Here is a 23,054-nt window from a genome sequence, read left to right on the forward strand (position 1 = left end):
GTTTTTTTTCGCCTGCCGTCAGTCGGCACCTGTCAGATCTGACAGGTGTCTGGCGCATGCCGCTCTGCTAGCGTGACACCTCGACATCTTCAGGTTGCGACGCCATGACCCCGGATGCAGATGCGCTCGTCACTCCTCCCTCCATTGCCAAGACAGCGTCCATTGCAACGAACGGGCGCAGTTGGGGAGAGATCGGTGCAACCGGGCAGCGCTCTTATACGCTGCCCCTCCCGATCCTGAATGCGCGCACGCTCAATCCCGAGTTGCAACTGGTCTACGACGGTAACGCGGGCAATGGCAAATGCGGGCTCGGCTGGGATCTACCGCTGCCCGCCATCTCGCGCAAGACCAGCAAGGGTGTGCCGAAATACGAGGCCGCCGATGTCATGCAGGCCGACGGCACCGATCTGCGGCCCGAGCTGACGGCCCGCGGCAAGATCAAGACCAGAAAGCGTACACGCGGTAAAGGCAGGAACGCCAAAACCTATTCCGTGGTGCTCTACATTCCGCGCCTGGAAACGACCTTTACCCGCTACGAGCTTTGGACCCCGACCGGTGGCGGCCATCGGTTCTGGGTGGTCTTTGGCGCAGACGGCTCTCAGTATTGCTACGGCAACACCCTGGATGCCTGCATCCATGACCCGGCGGACCCGACCCTTATCGCAGTGTGGTTGCTGGTGGAAGTCCGGAACCCTTTGGGCGAAAACATCTTTTACCAGTACAAGGCTGACGACAAAGTCACCGACGCCCGTTTTGACTACAGTGCCCAGCGTTACCTGCGGCAAGTCTGTTATTGCAACAAGACCGCCAGTACCGATCTGTATTGTCTGGATCACGCGCAACCGGAGTTACTGGACTGGAAGTTCCGACTGATCGTTGACTACGGCGAACGCGTCGCCGGATATGACGATGTTCCACCGTATGCCGCCAACGAGGATGCCTGGACGGTGCGTTCCGACCCGTTTCGTATGCATCGTTATGGCTTTGAAATCGGGACCCGGCGCCTGTGCCGGCAGTTTCTGTTGTTCAACCACACCGGCCTCACTCCGATGCTGGTCAATCGACTGCTGCTGGAGCACGAACCCACACAGCATCGGTACAACCACCTGAAAGCCGCGCACTACATGAGCTACGACGTTACAGGTCGCGTCAGGCACATGCCGCCCCTCGAATATTTTTATGAAGCGCTGTTCCTCGACACCGCCCCCAAACCCTTTCTGCAACTCGATCACATGCCCGGCCTCAACGACGGCAAGCCCTACCATTGTGTTGATCTTTACGGCGAAGGCGTGCCCGGTTTTCTCTGCCAGTACGACGGCGCCTGGTATTACCGCGAGCCCTTGCGCGATACGCCCGGTTCTGACGAAATCGTCTACGGCCCCTGGACACTGCTGCCGCTGATTCCGAACGCCGACAGCAGCAAACCGATGGTGCAGATCCTCACCGACCTCACCGGTGACGGGCGCCTGGACTGGGTCGTCGCGCAACCCGGTGGTAGCGGGTATTACACGCTCAACCCGGATGGCACCTGGTCGTTGTTCAAGCCATTCAGCCAGTTTCCCGTGGAGTATTTCCATCAACTGGCACAACTGGGCGACCTGAGCGGCGATGGCCTGGATTCCATGGCCCTGATCGGCCCGAACAGCGTGCGGGTGTACGCCAATGTGCGGGAGAAAGGATTCGCACCCGGCAAGGATGTGCCGCATACCCCGGATCGTTTACCGCTGTTCAGCGACGCCCGCACCGAGCTTGTGATGTTCGGCAACCTGCATGCCAGTGACCTCTCGGGCCTGTGCCGGGTTCGTCACGACGGGATCGAAACCTGGGCCAATCTGGGCCACGGCCATTTCGGCAAACGGATTGCAATCAGCGCGCTACCCTTCGAGTACACGCATTTCAATGCCGATCAGATTCGCTTCGCCGATCTCGATGGCTCCGGTGCACCGGCGTTGATCCGTCTGTGTTCCGATCACTTCGAGATCTACTGGAATTACGGGGGCAATGTCTTTGAGCAAGTCCCGCGCATCGTTGCGTGGCCCGACGGCATTCGCTACGACAACCTCTGCCAGGTGACCTTCGCCGACCTGCAAGGCCTGGGCTGTGCCAGCCTGCTGTTCACCAAACCGCACATGACGCCGCAGCACTGGGTTTATCACTTCGTCAGTAAACGGCCCTATCTGCTCACAGGTTGCAACAACAACATGGGCTACAGCGCCACACTGCAACATCGCAGCAGTGCGCAGTTCTGGCTGGATGAAAAACGTCTGGAACTGATGGCACGCCGACGTCCGGTCTGCCTTCTGCCCTTTCCCCAGATGGTGCTTCACTGGTTGCGTCAGGACGATGAGATCACTGGCAACTACCTGATGCAGTTCTACGAGTATTTCAAGGGCTATTACGACGGTTACTTTCGTGAGTTTCGCGGTTTCGGCAAAGTCTGCCAGACCGACAGTGAACTGGAGCCGGGCAAGGCTGAAAGCGGCCATACGGCGCCGATGCGGACGACTCACTGGTTTCATACCGGTCAAAGCATCGACCCTGTTTTACAAGACATCTGCGAACTCGACAACGCCATCACACCGCTCGGGCCCACGGTTATTTCAACGTTTGATGCCAAGGGCAGAAAGGAGCGTGTTCGGACGCGGCACAAAGCCGACGACAATCGCGAAATTGCCTACGCCCTGGCTGGTCGCCCACTGCGCAGCGAAGTGTCTCAGGCAGACGACCCCACCCCGGTGCGCCTGTTCTCCCTGAGCGAATTTCGCTATCGGGTGCGGGTGGTCAAAGACAACCCGTCCAGTCTGCTGGTGCTCGAACTGGAAACCCGTAGCCATCAATACGAACGTTTCATGGACGACCCGAACTGTCAGCACACCGTCAATCAGGAGCAGAACGAGTACGGTCAGTCGACTCGAAGTGTCACGGTCGCCTGTGCTCGCCGTCGCACCGAAACGGACAAACCGCCCTTCGATCGAGAAGACCAGCTTCGGGCCTGGGTAGACAGTCACGATGAGCAGCAACAGTACTTTTATCTGACGGAAACACTCGCCGCCTTCATTCACCTGACCACTGACGGTCACTGGCTGCTCGGCTTGCCCTGGCGCCAGCGCAGCAACGCAATGAAGCTGCCCAAGGGCGCACTGCCGGGCGGGCTGCGAGCGGCGGACATCAGTTTCGAAAATTTCGACCGGTACAAAGACAGTGCCGAATGGACAAACGCGCGGGAACTGACCTCACTCTCGCAACACACGTACCTGGAGTCCACCGGCAAGATTCTCTACCCGCCGCTGGCCGGGCCGACCGAGCAGGCCGTGTTCGACAAAAAGGCCCTGGAGGCCTACGACGACGTCCCGATAGTCATTCGGAACGAGCTGACAAAGATCGGCTACTCGCCCATGAAGCTGCTCCTCCCGGAGGACCCTGCACAGGATCTGCTGCAAAACCTGTGGTCAGCGCAAAGCGGCTTTTTCACCTACACCGATGCCAGCGGTTTTTATCACGTCACCGAGGTACAACAGACCGCCAGCCATGGTGTGACGCACATCACCTGGGATGCTGACCACCTGATGACCATTGCCATCACCCTGCCGGACGGCTGCGTGACATCGGTGAAATACGACATGCACACCCTGCAGCCGTTCAGTATCACCAATCCCAACGAGAACATTCAGGAAGTTCTTTACGACGCAGGCGGTCAGCCCATGGTGCTCAGTTTTCATGGCAGCGAAGAAGGATTGCCGGCCGGGTTCGAGCCTCTGTCCGCTTACCCGCCGCAGTCTGATCTGAGCGTCGAATACGCCCTCGCCCATCCGAAAACCGTAGTGGCATCCGCCGCCAGTGCAGTGCGCACCGAGCTGTTCAGCTGGATGCCCGCACTCCCGCGCCAAACCCTGTCGCGCAAAAGAAAGGATTGGATCGCCAACGGCCTGATCCTGCCCGACGGCCACATCCGCGCCTCGGCGCTGCGCTGGCTGAACCAGCGCAAAAAACGCACGGTCAGCGAACAGGCTCTGCTCAGGATCATTCACACCGCCCTCAGGCAACCGGTGCACAGCCTGAGTCTGGTTGCCGACCGTTATCACACCGACCCGCTGCAACAGATTCAAATGACGATCAGCTACATCGACGGCTTTGGCCGCGAGTTGCAAAACAAACAGCTCGTCCCGCCGGGCGATGCCTTTGTCGCCACGGCCGAGGACGGCCTGGCGACGGGGGCCGATGGCAAGCCTATTGAACTGCCGGCCCTTCAACGCTGGCGAGTGCAGAGTCGCGTGGAATACAACCACAAGGGCGAAACCATTCGGGTCTACCGGCCCTATTTCCTCAACAGTCATCGCTGTATCAATGACAGCGCCATGCGCAAGCACGGCTACCACGACCAGATGTTCTACGACGCACTGGGGCGGCCGATCCAGACGATCAACGCGCTCGGCCATCTGGCGTTCGACGTTCTGCATCCGTGGTTCAAGCTCAGCTACGACTACAACGATACGCAAGAACCGCCACTGACCAGGCCTGCAAAAAGACCGGCGCCTGCAAAACCCGCAAAACGGGTCAAGTCATGAACGCCAGCGTGCACCATCTCACACCGACACTGTCGGTCATCGGCCCTCGCGGCGAAGCCGTCAGACAAGTCGAGTACCTGCGCACAGTGGCCGGCGAGCAAGTGCGAGCGCTCATCAACCGATTGCAATATGACGTTGTCGGCCATCTGGTTGCACAGCACGATCCGCGCTTACCCATGCCCAATACAACAACCGTGTTCAGGTTAGATGGCATGGCGGTCAAGACCCGGAACGTCGACGGTGGCGAAAACACGCTCCTGCCAGGACTCGGCGGCGAGCTTTTGCAGAATTGGGATGCGAACGGCAATCACCGGGAGATGAGCTACGACGCGCAACTGCGTCTGCGCAGCGTCACAGAAAACGGTGTAACCGGCTTCGAAACGTTCAGCTATGAAACGGTTTCGGCCGATCCGACGCACAATCTGCGCGGACAAATGACGGCGCTGAGCGATCCATCGGGTACGGTGCAATTCAACAGTTTCAACATGCGTGATCAGTCAACAGAAGAGGTCCGCACCTTCGAGGATGGCAAGATCTGCGCCGGCCGTCAGCGTTTCAGCGCCATCGGTGCACTGCTGCAAACCACCGACGCCGGCGGGCATGTCCAACAATCAACCTTCGACATCGCCGGGCAGCTTGCTCAGGTGCAACTGCAACTCAGCGGGCAAAGTGTCCAGCCGATCCTGAACGGCGCGGATTACAACGCCGCCGGCCGGATCACCGAACAACGGCTCGGCAACGGTGTGACCAGCCACTGGCATTACCGCGAGGCCGACGGACGTCTGCTTCGGCAGTACGCGCAAAAGGCTTCGGAGCCGGCGGTTCAGGATTTCGAGTATGAATACGACTTGGTGGGCAACACCATCTGCATTGTCGATCACACCTACACACCGACGTTTTTCCGCAACCAGCGGGTCGACGGTGAACGCACCTTTGGCTATGACTCGGTGTACCGCCTGATTCGCGCCACCGGTTACAACGACGCCCCACCCGAGGACAATCCTGGACGGCCGCACCCCACCGACCCCAATGACCGACGCAACTATGTCGAGTCTTTCGAATACGACGACGGCAACAACCTGAAAAAACTGACTCATATTCGCGAGGGCAACAACTACACCCGCCAGATGTTCATCGACCCTGCCAGCAATCGCGGTGTGCGCTGGAAAGCGGGGGACCCGGCACCTGACTTCAGGGCCCTGTTCGACCGCGCCGGCAATCTGCTGGCCCTGCAACCCGGCCAGCCAATGCACTGGAACAGCCGCCATCAGCTGGAGTCGCTGATCCTCGTGGAGCACGCCAGCGGTCCGTCCGATCAGGAGCTGTATCACTACAGCCAGGGTGCAAGGGTCTATAAACGTCACGAAACCCACACAGGCACCGTCAACCATGTTGCTGAAGTGCATTACGTGGGGAGTCTGGAAATCCGCACCAGAAGCAGCGGAGAAGAATTGCACAGGATCACCGTAGCCACCGGCACCGGCGAGGTGACGTGCCTGCACTGGGTCACCGGCAAACCGCCTGGTATCGATGCAGATCGGTTGTGTTATTCCCATTCCGACCATTTGGGATCGAGCGTTACGGAGATTGATCAAAGGGCGCAGGTGATCAGCCGCGAAAGCTACTACGCCTTCGGTGCTACCTCGTCGATGGCGGCCCGCTCGCAGATCGAAGCGGACTACAAGTTCACCCGCTATTCGGGCAAGGAAATGGATGTCACCGGGCTTTATTACTACGGAGCACGGTATTACGCGCCGTGGTTGTGTCGCTGGGTGAGCGCCGATCCGGCCGGCACGGTGGACGGGCTCAACCTTTACGCCTTTGTGTCCAACAACCCGCTTCGCTTTGTCGATCCTTCGGGCGGTGCGAAGGCGGAAAGCGTCATCATGCTGTACTCGGGTTTTGTGTCGACACTCGAAGGCATTGCCGGGCAGACACTGGTGCAGATCGACAACGTCATCCACCAGAAAAACATCAAGAGAAACCTGCTGGCCAATACTGTAGGCGAAGTGGTCACAGGGATACTCAGCTATGAAGCCGGGAACATCGGCGGAGAACAGGTCGGTCAGCTCATCCCGGATGTACCACATATCGTCTCTCACAGCAGAGTCGACCGCTTGCCCTTCATCGAGGCGGTGACGGGTGGCAACGTCGCCGGAGACATCATGGCTGGCATGGCAGCTCCGATCACAGGCTTGGGTCTGATCGGCGCACTCATACCCCAGACTTCAACCATCTCCGTGTCTGCGATCGATAAAGCAATGGGGATCGAGGAAGCCGCCAAAGATATCGAACTCAACTGGCGGAGCATCAAGGATGAACTGATCCACCCGGCGCTCAACTCGGTGCTCAATCCTGAATTCGTGATGGGGCGTCTGGTAGGAGCATGGATATCGATCCTTGGCGGCGCGTTCAATTTGTTCGCCCGCGCCGTTGAAGCCGAAGACATCAAGAACCGCCTCGATCCCGTCAAGATCGGCAAGATCGAAACGCTGCTCAGTGAATGGAAAGAGGCCGTAGAACAACGCTCCGCCTGGGCCGAGGCGGCTTTTAACGCATTGGGTACGAACGTCGTTTATCCAGCCGATCACATTCCCAACGTCAATCACATGACGTCCCCTGAAACGCTCGCGCCGATCACCCGCTCGGGCCTGCGACAAAAGACCGAAAGGACGCTGGACTATATCGACCGAATGCAAAAAGGCATGGCCTGGTACAAGGAAATGGGCACTACCGACAATCAGTTCCTGATGCGGCAACGCGCTGGGCGCCGTTGAACGTGCAATGAGCAGCCCGATGATTCGATCCGTACATTGGCGCACACCCTCCTTGCAGGTTCACGCCCCCCGTGCACTCCGGGTCCGACAGGTCGAATACCTGCGCAGGATGGCAGATGGGGACGTAGAATCGCTCATCACCCGCCAAGACTTTGATGCGGCCGGACGACCAGTGGCTCAACGCGATCCGCGCCTGCCGACACCGAATATCCTCACACTTTTCGCGCTCAATGGTCAGGCGCTCAGGACACTCAGTGTCGATGCCGGCACAACCGTCATCCTGCCTGGACCGGCCGGGCAACCCGGACATTCCTGGGACGCAAACGGTAATCATCGAGTCATGACCTACGATGACCAGTTGCGCCTGTTGACCCTTGAAGAAAACGGCACTCCAGACGTTGAAACGAGGACCTACGCCGACGTCACAAACGACTTCGGCCGTAATCTGCGCGGGCAATTGATCGAACTGAGCGATCCATCCGGCACCGTCGCATTCCACAGTATCGGACTGACGGGCACCGGGTTACATGAAACCCGTACTTTCCATGACGGTAAAACCTTTGTCAGCCGATGCACCAGCAACCCGCTCGGCGTGGTGCTGGAAAAGGTCGACGCCGGCGGTCACAGACAGCAATCGACTTATGACATCGCCGGGCAGCTCAATCGGGTGCAGTTGCAACTCAACGGACAGACCAACTGGCAAACCGTATTACAGGATGCGCAGTACAACGCCGCCGGACGGATCATCGAACAACAGACCGGCAATGGCGTCGTCAGTCACTGGCACTATCGGGCCACCGACGGGCGCCTGGATCGTCACAGCGTACAGAAGGATTCGGGATCGGCACTTCAGGATTTCGAGTATGAATACGACCGGACGGGCAACATCACCCGCATTCTCGATCATGCCTACACGCCCAGCTATTTCAGCAACCAGCGGGTTGATGGTCACCGCGAGTTTCGTTACGACACGTTGTACAGGTTGATACACACCACCGGCTACGCCGACGCCCCGCCCTCGGACCATCTCGGCCGACCGCAGCCGACCTCCCCCACTGACCGGCGCAATTACATCGAAAACTACGAGTACGACGACAGCGGCAACCTCCTCAAAACCACCCATGTTCGTGAGGACGCCAGTCACACGTTCGAGGTATTCATCGATCCCGCCAGTAACCGCGGCGTGCGCTGGAAACCCGGTGACCCACCTCCGGATTTCACCCGCCTGTTCGACCCTGCCGGCCATCTGCTGGCGCTGCAACCCGGCGTGCCAATGGAGTGGAACAGCCGTGGCGAGCTGGGCAAGGTAATCCTCATCGATCGCAACGGCAGCAGTGCCAACGACGAAGAGCATTACCGCTACAGCCAGGGCCAGCGGGTCTACAAACGTCACGACAGCCACACGACAACAGTCAGCCATTTCCATGAGGTGCGTTATCTGCCGGGACTGGAAATCCGCACCAAGGACAATGGCGAAGAACTGCACTTGATCACCCTGCCGCTGGCCAGTGACAACACCGTTTGCCTGCACTGGGTGAACGGCAAACCGCCGGGTATCGATGCTGACCAGCTGCGCTACACGTCAGGCGATCATCTGGGGGCGGTTTCGCTGGAACTGGATCAGCAGGCGCGGATGATCAGCCACGAAGGCTACTTTTCGTTCGGTGCAACCGCGTGGATGGCAGCGCCCGTACTGATCGAAGTGGAATACCGGTACATCCGCTACTCGGGCAAGGAAATGGATGTCACCCGGTTGTACTACTACGGTGCCCGATACTACGCGCCGTGGCTGGGACGCTGGACGGCTGCCGATCCGTCAGGAGCTGTCGACGGGCTGAACCTGTATGCGTTCGTGGGCAACAACCCGATTATCCATGTCGACGAGACGGGCAATGCGAAGGTACTTTTTGACGTGGCGAAAGGTTTTTTCGGCGTGTTCGACAGAGCGGCAACCGCAGCAGATCAGTTGCACAAACTTGCCAGCGAATTTGACGGCCTCGTTCCTGAAGACGCCGACATCAATGAACTGCGCAAAAGCATCACCTTTGTCACATTCATGAAGTCCCGACACGGGTTCACATCTGCTTTCTACGGCGCGATTAAGGGTGCAGGTGTCGGCGGGATTCTAGGCACTGCGGTACCGGGTATCGGCAACCTGATCGGCACCGGCGTGGGCACTCTCGTCGGGGCAATCGTTTTTCCGCTGTTGCGTTACCACTTCTTCAAAAAAAGCCTGAAGGCCGTGCAAACCTTGCGCACCCGGGAAATCGCCGCGACGGTAACGGCTGCCGCCGATAGGGCAGCCGACCTCGTAGAAGGGGCACAGAACCTGATCAAGGGCGGCAATGAACTCCTGCAAAGCATCAAGGATGCCAATAACAATATTGGTGCCTATTCGCCACGTCTTCAGGACATGTTCTATAGGCAACTGGATGACCTGTTGGGCGATCAACAACGCGAAGTCATGAAACTGCTCAAAACCGGGGTCGATCCGTTTGAGGCCATTGGTCAGGTATTGAGCCTCGAACAACAGCTCAAGGACTCTGCGAGCGAAGCAGACGGCGTAACGGCACGCCCGGCCCAACTGGAACAGCAACTCAGCAACGAGTCACTGAAAAAACCGATCCCCAAGCCCAGGATAAAAATGCAACAGCGAGTGCAACGCACGATGAGCGAAACGTACGTCTGAGTCGCTTCGACAATACGCCGTACCGGGCGGGCACATGCTATCGTGCCCGCCCGTCCTGCCATCCGTTTGCCCAGCATGCTGCCGACTTCCCGTACCCTGCGTCTGTCGCTGTACACCCTGCTGATCCTCGCCGGCGCCGCCCTCGCCGCAACGCTTGCGATCCGTCACGCCGAACGCCAGGCGCTGGTGGAGGACGCTGCCCGGGCCAACCAGCAACTGGCGCTCTACGCCAATTCGCTGCACACCCTGATCGACCGCTACCGCGCCCTGCCTGCCGTGCTGGCACTGGACCCGCAATTGCGTGCGGCACTGTCCGGCCCGGTGAATGCCGAACAACAGGCTGCGCTGAATCTGAAGCTGGAAAAGATCAACGGCGCCGCGCAGTCCTCGACGCTGGAACTGCTCGATCACACCGGCCTCGCGGTGGCAGCCAGCAACTGGCGTCTGCCCAGCAGTTACGTCGGCCACAACTACGGCTTTCGCCCGTACTTCAGTCAGACCCGCACCCAGGGCACCGGGCGCTTCTACGCGGTCGGCGTCACCAGCGGGATTCCCGGGTATTTCCTGTCCAGCGCCGTGCTGGGTGACAACGGCGAGTTCCTCGGGGCGATGGTGGTCAAGCTCGAATTCCCCGAGCTTGAGCGCGAATGGAGCCATGGCAACGACACCCTGCTGGTCAGCGATGCCCGGGGCATCGTCTTCATCGCCAACCAGCCCGAGTGGCGCTATCGCCTGTTGCATCCGCTGACCCCGGCCGATTACCGAGAGATCAAGGCCACCCGTCAATACGACAAGCAGTCGCTGGTGCCGCTGACCCATCTGTCCCTGCGTCGCTTCGACGACAACAGCGACCTGCGTCGTGTCGAGGCTCCGCAAGGCACGGCGGATTACCTGTGGGAATCCCTGCCGCTGACCGCCGAAGGCTGGACCCTGCACCTGTTGCGCCGTCCGCAACTGTCCTTCGAAGACCAGCGCAATGCCGGGCTCGCCGCAGCGGGGGTGTGGCTGGCGCTGGTGTTCCTGTTGCTGTTCCTCAATCAGCGCTGGCGTCTGGCGAAGATGCGCCAGCGTAGCCGCGAGGAACTTGAGCAACTGGTCGAAGAACGTACCCGCGACTTGCGCACTGCGCAGGACGGACTGGTGCAGTCGGCGAAACTGGCCGCACTCGGGCAGATGTCCGCCGCGCTGGCCCACGAAATCAATCAGCCGCTGACCGCCCAGCGCATGCAGCTGGCGACCCTGCGCCTGCTGCTCGATCATGGCCGCGTCGATGACGCCTACAAGGCGCTCAAACCGGTGGATGAAATGCTCACGCGCATGGCGGCCCTCACCGGTCATTTGAAAACCTTCGCCCGCAAGAGCCCCAGCGGTTTGCGCGAGCGGCTGGACCTGTCGACGGTGGTCGATCAGGCTCTGCAATTGCTGGACGCGAGAATGCGCGACGAACAGGTCAGCCTGGTGCTGCACCTGACCCGTCCGGCCTGGGTACGCGGCGATGCGATCCGCCTCGAACAGGTGCTGATCAACCTGCTGCGCAACGCCCTCGATGCGATGCAGGGCAAACCTTGCAAGCGCCTGGAAATCCGCCTGGAGGCCGACGAACAACTGTGGCGCCTGAGCGTCATCGACAATGGCGGCGGCATTGCCGAAGAACATCTGGGCCAGGTGTTCGATCCGTTCTTTACCACTAAACCAGTGGGTGACGGCCTCGGTCTGGGGCTGGCGGTATCGTTTGCCATCGTCCATGAATCCGGCGGGCGCCTGAGCGCCGAGAACGGCGACAACGGCGCGGTGTTCAGCCTGACCCTGCCAATCGATCTGGAGGCGCACCTCTGATGCTCAACCGCGTGATGGTGGTCGATGACGAAAGCAGCATTCGCAGTGCGGTCGAGCAATGGCTGAGCCTGTCCGGGTTCGAGGTGCAGCTGTTCAGCCGCGCGGAGGAATGCCTGGCGGCGCTGCCGAAACATTTTGCCGGGGTGATTCTCAGCGATGTGCGCATGCCCGGCCTCAGCGGTCTTGAACTGCTGGCCGAGGTGCAGCGCCGGGATACCGACCTGCCGGTGATTCTGCTCACCGGCCACGGCGATGTGCCGATGGCGGTCGAAGCGATGCGCGACGGCGCCTACGATTTTCTGGAAAAACCCTTCAGCCCCGAGACCCTGCTCGGCAGCCTGCGTCGGGCGCTGGACAAGCGCCGGCTGGTGCTGGAAAACCGCGCCCTGCACGAGCAGGCCGACAATCGCGCCAAGCTGGATGCCACGCTGCTCGGTGTATCCCGTGGTTTGCAGACGTTGCGCCGCCAGGTGCTGGATCTGGCGACGCTGCCGGTCAACGTGCTGATCCGTGGCGAAACCGGCAGCGGCAAGGAATTGGTCGCCCGCTGCCTGCACGACTTCGGCCCCCGCGCCGACAAACCCTTCGTGGCGCTCAACTGCGCGGCGATCCCCGAGCAGTTGTTCGAAGCCGAGTTGTTCGGCCATGAAAGCGGCGCGTTCACCGGGGCCTCCGGCAAGCGCATCGGCAAGCTGGAATACGCCGATGGCGGCACGCTGTTCCTCGATGAAATCGAAAGCATGCCGCTGGCCCAGCAAGTGAAGCTGCTGCGGGTGTTGCAGGAGCAGAAGCTGGAACGGCTGGGGTCGAACCAGAGCATTCGGGTGGACTTGCGAATCGTCGCGGCTACAAAACCCGATTTGCTGGATGAAGCTCGGGCCGGACGGTTTCGCGAGGACCTGGCGTATCGCCTGAACGTCGCCGAATTGCGCCTGCCGCCGTTGCGTGATCGTCGCGAAGACATTCCGTTGTTGTTCGAGTCCTTCGCCCAGAACGCTGCCCAGCGATTGGGGCGGTCTTTTCCGCCGCTCAGTGGTACGCAGTTGAGCCACCTGCTCAGTCACGACTGGCCGGGTAATGTGCGGGAACTGGCGAACGTCGCCGAACGGCAGGTGCTGGGACTGGATGAACCGGTGCAGGGCATCGATCCCGGGCAGTCGCTGGCGGCGCAACAGGAGGCGTTTGAGGCGCAGTGTCTGCGGGCGGCGTTGACCCGGCACAAGGGGGATGTGAAAGCCGTGCTGGAGGAACTGCAACTGCCGCGTCGCACTTTCAATGAAAAGATGCAGCGGCATGGACTGACCCGGGAAATGTTCGTACCTGAATGAGCGGAAATCCGCTCATTCATTCCGGTCCATCGGCAAAATCCCGCTCACCCCATCTCCCCACCCCCTCTAAACCGGCCCTCTCCCCGTTGGCACAGCTCCTGCTATAGCCCCCGCAGGCTGCGTTTCAACGCGCTCCACAAAAACAATTAAACGAAGGATCCTTCAATGGATAACTCCAACGCCCTGCCTCTTGGGTCGGCTGCCGTGCCGGTCAAAGAAAAAACCACCGCCAGTCGCATCAAGTCGATCTTCAGCGGTTCCGTCGGCAACATGGTCGAGTGGTACGACTGGTACGTCTATGCCGCCTTCTCGCTGTACTTCGCCAAGACCTTCTTCCCCGCCGGTTCCACCACCGCCCAGTTGATGAACACCGCCGCGATCTTCGCCGTGGGCTTTCTGATGCGCCCGATCGGTGGCTGGCTGATGGGCCTGTACGCCGACAAGGTCGGTCGTAAAAAGGCACTGATGGCCTCGGTGTACCTGATGTGTTTCGGCTCCCTGCTGATTGCCCTGAGCCCCAACTACGAAACCATCGGCATCGGCGCACCGATCCTGCTGGTGTTCGCCCGTCTGCTGCAGGGCCTGTCGGTCGGTGGCGAATACGGCACCTCCGCCACTTACCTGTCGGAGATGGCAACCAAGGAGCGTCGCGGCTTCTTCTCCAGCTTCCAGTACGTGACCCTGATTTCCGGCCAGCTCATCGCGCTGGGCGTATTGATCGTGCTGCAACAGATGCTCACCACCGAGCAACTGTACGCCTGGGGCTGGCGTATTCCGTTCGCCATCGGCGCGCTGTGCGCAATCGTCGCGCTGTACCTGCGTCGCGGCATGGAAGAAACCGAGTCGTTCACCAAGAAAGAAAAGTCCAAGGAAAGCGCCATGCGCACCTTGCTGCGCCATCCGAAGGAACTGCTCACCGTGGTCGGCCTGACCATGGGCGGTACGCTGGCGTTCTACACCTACACCACCTACATGCAGAAATACCTGGTGAACACCGTCGGCATGAGCATCTCCGACTCCACCACCATTTCTGCGGCCACGCTGTTCCTGTTCATGTGCCTGCAACCGATCATCGGCGGCCTGTCCGACAAGATCGGTCGTCGCCCGATCCTGATCGCCTTCGGCGTGCTCGGGACGATCTTCACCGTGCCGATCCTGATGACCCTGCACACCATCCAGACCTGGTGGGGCGCGTTCTTCCTGATCATGGCGGCGCTGATCATCGTCAGCGGCTACACCTCGATCAACGCCGTGGTGAAGGCCGAACTGTTCCCGACCGAAATCCGCGCCCTGGGCGTCGGCCTGCCGTATGCACTGACCGTGTCGATCTTCGGCGGCACCGCCGAGTACATCGCGCTGTGGTTCAAGAGCATCGGCATGGAAACCGGTTACTACTGGTACGTGACCGCGTGCATTGCGGTGTCCCTGCTGGTGTACATCACCATGAAAGACACCCAGAAACATTCGCGCATCGTCACTGACTGATCGAAAAAAAACGCGCGGAGGTGCAAGACCTTCGCGCGTTTCTTTCCTGTCCGATTTCCCGATCAGGACAACTCGGCAACGCTCTGTTTGCCGCCATAACGCTTCTGCGCATAAGACGCGCCCACGATCATCACCAGCAGAATCCCCGCCAGCACCGCCGACGAACCGATGGTGCCGAAGTCCAGTCCACCCTTCTCATGGGACTTGGTCATCAGGTCGCCCAAGGTCGCGCCAAACGGCCGGGTCAGCACGAACGCCACCCAGAACAGCGCCACCGACGAAATCCTGGTGAAGTACTTGAGCAGTACGACCACGGCAATCGCCGAGCCGATCAACAGCGCGCCACCGGCAAAGCCCAGGCCAGAGTCGTCCGCCAGGTAATCGCCGAGCGCGGTGCCCAGGGTGTTGGAGAACAGGATCGCCATCCAGTAGAACATCTCGCCGCGAAAGCTCTGCACCTTGGTGACGTTAAGCGAGTCGCCGCTCAGGCGCCACGCCGCGAAGATCGCCAGCAGGATCGCGATCAGGATCATGGAACCTGTTGCGTAGCCCAGCTCCAACGTGCGGTCCATGAAATCGGACATGGTGGTGCCGGCGGTGCTGGTCGACAGGATCACGATCCAGTACAGCAGCGGCTTGTAGGTCTTGGACATCAGTTGCGTGACCAGCGTCAGGACGAACACGCTGATCAGGATCAGCGAGCTCATGGCGTAGCCGACGTTGAGGGTCATCGACAGCAAATCCCCCGCGGTTTCCCCCAGGGTCGTCGCGCAGATTTTCATGACCCAGAAGGCCAGGGTGATTTGAGGCAGTTTGTTCATTGCAGGTAAAGCTCCAGTGTGTGACGGCCGGTTCTTGGTTTTCTGGCCGCCGGCAGACTGGCGTTACGAGGGTGAAAAACCGGTCGGGAATGTATGAAAAATCTGTCACACAGCCCAAAAGCGGCGATTAATCACCGGTTAATGCCCCTGCCGCATCCTGCACTTACCTGATCGATTGACTGCGCGTCGCTCGCTCCCACGACGAGACGAATTGAATGCGTCGCCCTTAATATCAAGTTAATCGATTGTTTTTAGCATTATTTTGCGCTTTTTAATCAATTTAGTTGGCGTAGCATGAACCCCATGCAAGACACACCGCCAACGAATTTCGAATCTGGAGAACGACCATGAAAACCAAACTGATCCTCGCCCTGACCCTGTCCGTACTGGCTGCCAACACCTTCGCCGCCGATGGCTCGGACAAAACCAAATCCGCCGATTTCATCAACGGCGCCAGCGCCGCCATCGAAACCAGCCACTCGGGCGCCTACGCTGCCGATGGTTTCGATAAAACCAACGTCGGCAAAGCCGTTGCTGCCGATGGCTTCGACAAGACCGGTACTGCTGCCGCCATCGCAGCCGACGGCTTCGACAAGACCGGCACCGCCGCTGCCATCGCGGCTGACGGTTTCGATAAAACCGGTACCGCCGCTGCCATCAGCTGATCGGCAGAATGCAGACACCAAAGCCCGGCCATTGCCGGGCTTGTTCATTTCCAAAGGTCGGCATTTGATCTTCGCGGACCGGACTTGCACTATTGGCCGCTTATAAAAGCCTTCAGGAACACCCCGCCATGCCCGATGACATCCATTTCTATGAACCGGCCAACGGCCACGGCCTGCCCCACGATCCGTTCAACGCGATCGTCGGTCCGCGTCCCATCGGCTGGATTTCTTCGCAGGATGCCGAGGGCAAGCTGAACCTGGCGCCCTACAGCTTTTTCAACGCGTTCAACTACATTCCGCCGATCATCGGGTTCTCCAGCGTCGGACGCAAAGACAGCCTGAACAACATCGAGCAGACCGGCGAGTTCGTCTGGAACCTCGCCACCCGGCCGCTGGCCGAGCAGATGAACCAGAGCTGCGCAGCCGTCGCGCCCGAGGTCAACGAGTTCGAACTGGCGGGGCTGACGCCGGTGGCGTCGAAGGTGATTGCCGTGCCGCGCGTGGCCGAAAGCCCGGTGTCCTTCGAGTGCAAGGTCACGCAGATCATTCAGTTGCAGCGCGCCGACGGCGAGACGGTGCCGAGCTGGCTGGTGCTCGGCGAAGTGGTTGCCGTGCACATTGCCAAATGGCTGTTGAAGGACGGGATCTACGACACCGCCGCCGCAGAACCGATTCTGCGCGGCGGCGGGCCGGCGGATTACTTCCAGCTGGGGCCGGAGGCATTGTTCAAGATGTGGCGCCCGGGCGCCGTCAAGTAAACAGAGTTACCAGATCAGCTCGGCGTCATCAGTGACGCCCTTGAGCTTGTCCAGCTCATTGATGGCCGCTTCATCGGCGGCAATGGCGCCAGGGAAGACCTGGTCATTCAACAGTTTGTGAAAGCGTGGCGCACCGCCGTCGACCAGGGCCTTGACCGCGATTGCCGCGTGATAACCCTTGTTGCTGCCCAACTCGACGGGGACTACAGCGGAAACCGCTTCGAAGTGTTCGAACTCTTTACGTGCCATGTCGCAGGTCCTGGCTCAGTCAGATAGGCCGGCCATTAAACCCTCAACCGGCGAGTTTGTGTATCGGCGCGCAACTCTGGCCCAGCGCCTGCGCTGCCGACACGTCTTTAAACGTGTGGAAATCCAGGCTGTTGACCACCAGGTCCTGCACCAGCTCGGCAAACACTTCCATCGACGGGCTGCTGAAATAGGCGGTCATCGACTGCTGGTTATTCCAGAAACCGGAAACCAGCCACAACTCCGGATCACACTGTGAATGCTGCAAGGAAAAGCTCAGGCAACCGGCGGCGGCGCGGGACGGTTCGATCAGCGCGCTCAGGCGCATGCCGAGTTCCGCCGAGCGCCCGGCGCGCGCTCGAACGAAGGCCATATGACTGACGGGAATCTGCTTGGACATGTTCAACCCTCCCAGGGAGTCGCGTGGCAGCCGGGGACGGGCTGCGACAGGATCCAAGGTTAAGGCCCGGGCAATGCTCGCCGTTAGTCGATTCCTGCCGCCGCGTTGCACAATCCTGCGAGACTGTCTTCCAGACCTGTAACAGATCGTGAATTGCTGTCACCGTCCTGTCACACCGGTTTCGAGCAAGTTTGCCGGGATGCGCCCTGTCATGTCTGGGCAGGCACACAACGCCATGCAGGATCAGGCAAGCATTTCGCAGGATGTGTCTACCGCTTGCGCTTGCACAAACTTATGCTCTGCTCCCATTCCATCCCTTGCCGAGGAGGCTGTGCATGACGTCATTCGATCGTTTTCAGGCGCCGCGCGATGCCGACATGGCAGCCGACATGGAAAAGCACCGCGAGGAACTGGCGGCGATCATTCGCCGCAACACCTCCGAAGATGGCAGTTATGCCACCGCCGTCGGCTCGCTGTTCATGTCGCGCCACACAAAATCCCACGATTTCGCCCCGGTGCTCGCGCAACCGGCGCTGTGCATCATGGCCCAGGGTCGCAAGGAGGTTCGGCTGGCGGACGAATACTTCAATTACGATCCGCTGAATTATCTGGTGGTCTCGGTCTCGATGCCGTTGAGCGGTCGGGTGGTGAATGTCTCGCCCGAGGAGCCGATCCTCGCGGTGCGCCTGGACATCGACCCGGCGGAAATCACCGCGCTGATCGCCGACGCCGGCCCCATGGGCGTGCCGACCCGGCCGACCGGGCGCGGTCTGTATGTAGAAAGGATCGACAGCGCGATGCTCGATGCGGTGCTGCGTCTGGCCCGACTGCTCGACACACCGAAAGACATCGCCATGCTCGCGCCGCTGATCCGCCGGGAAATTCTCTATCGCCTGCTGCGCAGCCCGCAGGGCCATCGGCTGTACGAAATCGCCATCGCCAACAGCCAGAGCCACCGCATCAGCCAGGCGATCAAATGGCTCAACGGCAACTTCGAGCAACCGCTGCGCATTGATGATCTGGCAAAGGAAGTGAACCTCAGCGTCTCGACTCTGCATCATCGTTTCAAGGCGATGACGGCGATGAGCCCGTTGCAGTATCAGAAGCAGCTGCGCCTGCAGGAGGCGCGGCGTTTGATGCTGGCTGAGGGGTTGGAAGCTTCGGCGGCGGGGTATCGGGTGGGGTATGAAAGCCCTTCGCAGTTCAGTCGTGAGTACAGCCGGTTGTTCGGCGCGCCGCCGCTAAGGGATCTGGCGCGCTTGCGACTCACGGTCTGATCAGGCGCCCAACACCCGACACGCCTCACTCGGCAACGTCACCGACACCGGATGCCCGATCCCCAAACCAAAGCCCTGACACGGTGTGCTCAGCGCCGTGAAGGTCACCCCGGAACATTCCACCGTGGTCTCGATGGTCGCGCCGATGTCCCGCACGAACGTCACCTTGCCCAGCAGGCGATTGCCCGCCGTGGCCTGGGGCGCCGACAGTTGCAGGTCTTCGGGACGGATCAGCATTTTCACTTTCTGCCCGACCACGATGCTGCTGCAGATCGGCACTTGCAGGGCATCGCCGCCCGGCAGCACGACCTTGCCATCGCCCAGCGCGGTGGCCGGGAAGATATTGCCGGAGCCAATGAAATCCGCGACGAACTCGTTGGCCGGATGGCGGTAGATTTCGATCGGCGTACCCACCTGCTGCACGCGATGCTCGCCCAGCACCACCACGATGTCAGCCATGGTCATGGCCTCGCGTTGATCGTGGGTGACCATGATGGTGGTGATGTTCAGGCGTTGTTGCAGTTGGCGGATTTCCACCTGCATCGACTCACGCAACTTGGCATCCAGCGCCGACAGCGGTTCGTCGAGCAGAAGGATTTTCGGGTGCGAGGCAATGGCCCGGGCAATCGCCACCCGCTGACGCTGACCGCCGGAGAGTTTCGCCACCGGGCGGTCGATCATCGGTTGCAGCTGGATCAATTCCAGCAACTCCACCACCCGCGCCTGTTGATCAGCCTTGCTCACACCCCGCAGTTTCAGCGGATAGGCGATGTTCTCGCCCACGGTCATGTGCGGGAACAGCGCCAGCGACTGGAACACCATGCCGAAGTTGCGCAGGTGCGCCGGGGTGTGGCCGATGTCCTCGCCGTCCAGGCGAATCTCGCCGCCGGTAAGGGTTTCCAGCCCGGCGATCATTCGCAGCAAGGTGGTCTTGCCGCAGCCCGACGGGCCGAGGAAGCACACCAGTTTGCCCTCGGGCAAATGCAGGTTGACGTCTTTTACCGCGCAGGCCGAGCCGTAGTGTTTCTCGACGTTTTCCAGAATCAGACCAGACATAAAATCACCTCAAAATCAGAAGGAAACGCCGCCTTCGCCCACCAGCTTCTCCAGCGCCCAGATCAGGACGAAGTCGATCAGCACGATCAGCACGGCAAACGAGAACACGGTAGGGTCGAGCGATGACACGGTGCGGCTGTACATCCAGATCGGCACGGTCATGACGTCGATGGTGTAGAGGAAATAGGTCACGGTGAATTCGTTGAACGAGACGATGAACGCCAGCAGCATCCCCGCCAGAATCCCCGATTTCATCAACGGCACCACCACATCGACAATGGCGCGCAACGGCGAAGCGCCAAGCATCTGCGCGGCCTCTTCGACTTCGCTGCCGATGGAAAGCATGGCCGCCGTGCAGTTCTTCACCACGAACGGCAGCGCCAGAATCACGTGGGCAATCACCAGACGCGACGTAGTCATGTGGAACGGCAGGCTGTCGAACACCAGCAGCAAGGCCAGCCCCAGCACCACCATCGGAAACACCAGCGGCAGCGACATCAGTTGCAGCGCCACACCCTTACCACGGAACTCGCAACGGGTCAGCGCATAAGCCGCCGGCACCGCGATCAGCGTGGCGAAAATCATCGTCAGGCACGACACCAGCAGACTGGTGCCCATGGCCTGGCCGAGGCTCAGCACATCGCTGGCATCCGGCGAAACGAAGGTGTGCCACGCCGCCTTGTACCACTGCAGGCTGTAGCTGCTCGGCGGGAAGTCGAGGTTCGACGCGCCACTGAACGACATCACGATCATCGTCAGGATCGGCAACACCGCCAGGAACAAAATGATCCCGGAAAGGATGCCGGCAAACTTGCCGGTATCGCCCGGCAACATCGACTGGCGCTTCTTGATCAGGGCACTCATTGCGAAGCCTCCAGCAGGCGGCGACGGCGGCCGGTGATGTATTCGGACAAGGTCATGATCGCCAGCGTGGTGACAATCAGCACCACCCCGGCGGCGGACGCGGCGGGCCAGTTCATCAGCGGGGCGATCTGGTCATGCACCATCACCGCGAGCATCGGCACGCGACGACCACCGAGCAGCAGCGGCACCACGAAGCTGCTGGCGTTGTAGGCGAACACCAGCGTCGCGCCGGTGATGATCCCCGGCAGGCTCATCGGCAACACCACCTGACGGAAAACCTGGAAACGGCTGGCGCCAAGGGTCGCAGCAGCTTCTTCGTAGCTGCGGGCGACACCGCGCATGGCGCTGGCAATCGGCAGCACGGCCAACGGAAACGCGGTCTGCACCAGACCCATCAACACGCCGTTCTGGTTGTACAGCAACATGATCGGGCGCTTGATCAGACCGAGGCCCATCAGGGTCTGGTTGAGCATGCCGCCGGGGCCGAGGATCACCAGCCAGCCGTAGCTTTGCAGCAACAGGTTGACCAGCAACGGCAACAGCACCGCCGCCAGAAAGATCCGCCGCACGAACGGCGAGGTCAGGCGCGACATGGTGTACGCCACCGGGATTGCCAGCACCACAGCAATCACCGCGCTGATCAGCGCCAGACGCAAGGTCAGCAGCAACGATTTGAGGTAGTAGGGTTCGAGCAACTGGGCGTAACTGGCCAGGCTGAAACCGGACCACTCCGCGCCCTTGGTGCCGACGCTCATGCGCAACACCAGCAGGCTGGCGGCAATCAGCACGCCGAGAAACAGCATCGACGGCGTGAGGAAAAACCACGCCCGCGCCGTCGGTGAAACACCGCGCGCCGGACGCACGTCACCCGCGCCGACCGGTTGGGTCAGGGATTGATGTTCCATAGCAATGATCTCGTCAATGGAAAAACAACGGCTTCAAGCTCACCTTGGCCCTCTGTGGGAGCGAGCCTGCTCGCGATTGCGGACTGACATTGACCAACGATGTCGGCTGACAGATTGCTATCGCGAGCAGGCTCGCTCCCACAGGAACTTTCAGTGTTTGAGCGCCTGTGTACGTCACTCGATCAGGAAGAAAAAATTTCCGTGTAGCGACGAATCCACTGGTCATGCACGGTCGCCAGGAAGGCGTTGTCGTGCATGATCGCCTTCTCCGCGATCTGCTCTGGGGTGAGGATGAACGGGCTCTTGCGCGCTTCGGCGGAGATGATCGCCTTGGCGTTGACCGGGCCGTTGAAGATGTCCTCGGCCATCTTGCCCTGCACCAGCGGGTCGAGGGAGTGGTCGATGAAGGCGTAGGCCAGGTCGGTGTCGCCCGGGCGGTTCTTCGGCATCACCGAGAGCATCAGGTCGGTGTAGAAACCTTCCTTCATGCCGAACGTGGCGCCCAGGCCGTAGTTCGGATCGCGGATCTGCTTGGGGAAAAACGCCGGGGCGTAGAGACCGCCCATGTCCAGGGAGCCGGTGCGGAACAGCTCGGCAATCTGGTTGGGGTTTTCGCCCAGGGTCACCACGCGTTCCTTGAGTTCGGCGAGTTTCTTGAAGCCCGGTTCGATGTTGTGCTCGTCACCACCGGCCAGTTTGGCGGCGATGATGATCAGGTCCATCGCCTCGGTCCAGTTCGGCGGCGGCAGGAAAATATTCGGTGCCAGATCGGCGTCCCACAGCGCGGCGTAACTGTCCGGCGCTTCCTTCTGGGTGCGGGTGCTGTAGACCAGACTGTTGCACCACAGCAGGTAACCGATGCCGTGACCGTTGGCCCCGGTGCGGTATTTTTCCGGGACGTCGATCAGGTTGGGAATACGGTTGAGGTCGGGTTTTTCCAGCAGTCCGGCAGCGGCCAGACCTTCGGCGCCGACCCCGGCCAGGGTGATGATGTCGTACTGCGGACGATCACCGCCGGCCTTGAGTTTGGCGACCATTTCCGAGGTGCTGCCGGTGCGGTCGGCAATCACTTTGGCGCCGGTCTTGGCTTCGAACGTTGCAGCGATGTTGCGCAGTGCGGCCAGCCCAGTGTCATCGGACCAGGTCAGCAGGCGCAGGGTCTTGCCGGCAAAGCGGGTGTCGCTGGCACTGGCCCGGATAAAGGGCATGCTCATGGCCGCCGCAGCCACCGAGGCCACGCCGACGGTTTTGATGAATTGACGCCTGTTCAGATCGTGCTCGCCCATTTGGGACTCCCATTATTCTTGTAAGTATGAGATTGACCGCAACCCTTGCCGTGCGTGATCGGACCGCTCAAGCCCCCGGTTTAAAAGGGCTTGAAC

At 60.5% G+C, this 23,054-nt stretch carries 16 protein-coding genes; 9 read left to right on the plus strand and 7 right to left on the minus strand.

Going from position 1 to position 23,054, the window contains the following annotated elements:
- The first annotated feature begins 104 nt into the window (after positions 1 to 104).
- The 6 genes from DLD99_RS22510 to DLD99_RS22535 all read left to right on the plus strand — a co-directional run bounded on the left by DLD99_RS22510 (position 105) and on the right by DLD99_RS22535 (position 14,680).
- Positions 105 to 4,565: a SpvB/TcaC N-terminal domain-containing protein gene (locus tag DLD99_RS22510; RefSeq protein WP_114885123.1), complete on the plus strand. Its 4,461-nt coding sequence runs from the start codon at positions 105 to 107 to the stop codon at positions 4,563 to 4,565.
- On the plus strand, positions 4,562 to 7,342 hold the full coding sequence (locus tag DLD99_RS22515) for an RHS repeat-associated core domain-containing protein (RefSeq protein ID WP_114885125.1): 2,781 nt from the start codon (positions 4,562 to 4,564) through the stop codon (positions 7,340 to 7,342). The genes DLD99_RS22510 and DLD99_RS22515 overlap by 4 nt, the downstream gene beginning before the upstream one ends.
- Before the next feature lie 19 nt (positions 7,343 to 7,361).
- On the plus strand, positions 7,362 to 10,031 hold the full coding sequence (locus tag DLD99_RS22520; protein ID WP_114885127.1) for an RHS repeat-associated core domain-containing protein: 2,670 nt from the start codon (positions 7,362 to 7,364) through the stop codon (positions 10,029 to 10,031).
- A gap of 75 nt (positions 10,032 to 10,106) precedes the next feature.
- A complete protein-coding gene (locus tag DLD99_RS22525) occupies positions 10,107 to 11,867 on the plus strand; it encodes a sensor histidine kinase (RefSeq protein ID WP_114885129.1) in 1,761 nt (586 codons plus the stop codon).
- Entirely contained in the window at positions 11,867 to 13,195 is a 1,329-nt protein-coding gene (locus DLD99_RS22530) for a sigma-54-dependent transcriptional regulator (RefSeq protein ID WP_114885130.1), read from the plus strand. The genes DLD99_RS22525 and DLD99_RS22530 overlap by 1 nt, the downstream gene beginning before the upstream one ends.
- Before the next feature lie 165 nt (positions 13,196 to 13,360).
- A complete protein-coding gene (locus tag DLD99_RS22535) occupies positions 13,361 to 14,680 on the plus strand; it encodes an MFS transporter (RefSeq protein ID WP_114885132.1) in 1,320 nt (439 codons plus the stop codon).
- Between the two features lie 62 nt (positions 14,681 to 14,742).
- Here the strand turns inward: DLD99_RS22535 and DLD99_RS22540 are convergent, their stop codons facing one another.
- Positions 14,743 to 15,501, minus strand: coding sequence for a COG4705 family protein (locus tag DLD99_RS22540; protein ID WP_114885134.1), 759 nt, complete (start codon positions 15,499 to 15,501; stop codon positions 14,743 to 14,745).
- A gap of 347 nt (positions 15,502 to 15,848) precedes the next feature.
- Here DLD99_RS22540 and DLD99_RS22545 point away from each other — a divergent pair, with 347 nt between their 5' ends.
- Together DLD99_RS22545 and DLD99_RS22550 are read left to right on the plus strand one after the other, a co-directional pair.
- Entirely contained in the window at positions 15,849 to 16,166 is a 318-nt protein-coding gene (locus DLD99_RS22545; protein WP_114885136.1) for a hypothetical protein, read from the plus strand.
- 128 nt (positions 16,167 to 16,294) lie between these two features.
- Positions 16,295 to 16,924: a flavin reductase family protein gene (locus DLD99_RS22550; protein WP_114885139.1), complete on the plus strand. Its 630-nt coding sequence runs from the start codon at positions 16,295 to 16,297 to the stop codon at positions 16,922 to 16,924.
- Between the two features lie 6 nt (positions 16,925 to 16,930).
- Here the strand turns inward: DLD99_RS22550 and DLD99_RS22555 are convergent, their stop codons facing one another.
- Together DLD99_RS22555 and DLD99_RS22560 are read right to left on the minus strand one after the other, a co-directional pair.
- Positions 16,931 to 17,173 (minus strand): hypothetical protein, encoded by a 243-nt coding sequence (locus DLD99_RS22555; protein ID WP_096818378.1) that lies wholly within the window; start codon positions 17,171 to 17,173, stop codon positions 16,931 to 16,933.
- A gap of 43 nt (positions 17,174 to 17,216) precedes the next feature.
- Positions 17,217 to 17,570, minus strand: coding sequence for a putative quinol monooxygenase (locus DLD99_RS22560; RefSeq protein WP_085709576.1), 354 nt, complete (start codon positions 17,568 to 17,570; stop codon positions 17,217 to 17,219).
- A 335-nt stretch (positions 17,571 to 17,905) separates the two neighbouring features.
- Between DLD99_RS22560 and DLD99_RS22565 the strand changes: the two genes are divergently transcribed.
- The gene (locus tag DLD99_RS22565) at positions 17,906 to 18,847 is read left to right on the plus strand and encodes an AraC family transcriptional regulator (RefSeq protein ID WP_114885140.1); all 942 of its coding nucleotides are present in this window, start codon (positions 17,906 to 17,908) and stop codon (positions 18,845 to 18,847) included.
- Here the strand turns inward: DLD99_RS22565 and DLD99_RS22570 are convergent, their stop codons facing one another.
- From DLD99_RS22570 to DLD99_RS22585, 4 genes are all read right to left on the minus strand, one after another.
- Positions 18,848 to 19,903, minus strand: a complete 1,056-nt coding sequence (locus DLD99_RS22570) for an ABC transporter ATP-binding protein (protein WP_007960168.1) — start codon at positions 19,901 to 19,903, stop codon at positions 18,848 to 18,850.
- Positions 19,904 to 19,918: 15 nt separating this feature from the next.
- Complete coding sequence (locus DLD99_RS22575; protein ID WP_114885142.1) at positions 19,919 to 20,767, minus strand: ABC transporter permease; 849 nt, start codon at positions 20,765 to 20,767, stop codon at positions 19,919 to 19,921.
- Complete coding sequence (locus DLD99_RS22580; RefSeq protein ID WP_007960163.1) at positions 20,764 to 21,672, minus strand: ABC transporter permease; 909 nt, start codon at positions 21,670 to 21,672, stop codon at positions 20,764 to 20,766. The genes DLD99_RS22575 and DLD99_RS22580 overlap by 4 nt, the downstream gene beginning before the upstream one ends.
- A 182-nt stretch (positions 21,673 to 21,854) precedes the next feature.
- Positions 21,855 to 22,958, minus strand: coding sequence for an ABC transporter substrate-binding protein (locus DLD99_RS22585; RefSeq protein ID WP_085730221.1), 1,104 nt, complete (start codon positions 22,956 to 22,958; stop codon positions 21,855 to 21,857).
- Positions 22,959 to 23,054: the final 96 nt, after the last annotated feature.

The sequence above is a fragment of the Pseudomonas kribbensis genome (assembly GCF_003352185.1).
In the GTDB taxonomy this organism is placed as follows: domain Bacteria; phylum Pseudomonadota; class Gammaproteobacteria; order Pseudomonadales; family Pseudomonadaceae; genus Aquipseudomonas; species Aquipseudomonas kribbensis.

Coding starts and splice junctions, on each gene's coding strand:
- DLD99_RS22510 (WP_114885123.1), top strand. CDS start 105: ATGACCCCGGATGCAGATGCGCTCGTCACTCCTCCCTCCATTGCCAAG.
- DLD99_RS22515 (WP_114885125.1), top strand. CDS start 4,562: ATGAACGCCAGCGTGCACCATCTCACACCGACACTGTCGGTCATCGGC.
- DLD99_RS22520 (WP_114885127.1), top strand. CDS start 7,362: ATGATTCGATCCGTACATTGGCGCACACCCTCCTTGCAGGTTCACGCC.
- DLD99_RS22525 (WP_114885129.1), top strand. CDS start 10,107: ATGCTGCCGACTTCCCGTACCCTGCGTCTGTCGCTGTACACCCTGCTG.
- DLD99_RS22530 (WP_114885130.1), top strand. CDS start 11,867: ATGCTCAACCGCGTGATGGTGGTCGATGACGAAAGCAGCATTCGCAGT.
- DLD99_RS22535 (WP_114885132.1), top strand. CDS start 13,361: ATGGATAACTCCAACGCCCTGCCTCTTGGGTCGGCTGCCGTGCCGGTC.
- DLD99_RS22540 (WP_114885134.1), bottom strand. CDS start 15,501: ATGAACAAACTGCCTCAAATCACCCTGGCCTTCTGGGTCATGAAAATC.
- DLD99_RS22545 (WP_114885136.1), top strand. CDS start 15,849: ATGAAAACCAAACTGATCCTCGCCCTGACCCTGTCCGTACTGGCTGCC.
- DLD99_RS22550 (WP_114885139.1), top strand. CDS start 16,295: ATGCCCGATGACATCCATTTCTATGAACCGGCCAACGGCCACGGCCTG.
- DLD99_RS22555 (WP_096818378.1), bottom strand. CDS start 17,173: ATGGCACGTAAAGAGTTCGAACACTTCGAAGCGGTTTCCGCTGTAGTC.
- DLD99_RS22560 (WP_085709576.1), bottom strand. CDS start 17,570: ATGTCCAAGCAGATTCCCGTCAGTCATATGGCCTTCGTTCGAGCGCGC.
- DLD99_RS22565 (WP_114885140.1), top strand. CDS start 17,906: ATGACGTCATTCGATCGTTTTCAGGCGCCGCGCGATGCCGACATGGCA.
- DLD99_RS22570 (WP_007960168.1), bottom strand. CDS start 19,903: ATGTCTGGTCTGATTCTGGAAAACGTCGAGAAACACTACGGCTCGGCC.
- DLD99_RS22575 (WP_114885142.1), bottom strand. CDS start 20,767: ATGAGTGCCCTGATCAAGAAGCGCCAGTCGATGTTGCCGGGCGATACC.
- DLD99_RS22580 (WP_007960163.1), bottom strand. CDS start 21,672: ATGGAACATCAATCCCTGACCCAACCGGTCGGCGCGGGTGACGTGCGT.
- DLD99_RS22585 (WP_085730221.1), bottom strand. CDS start 22,958: ATGGGCGAGCACGATCTGAACAGGCGTCAATTCATCAAAACCGTCGGC.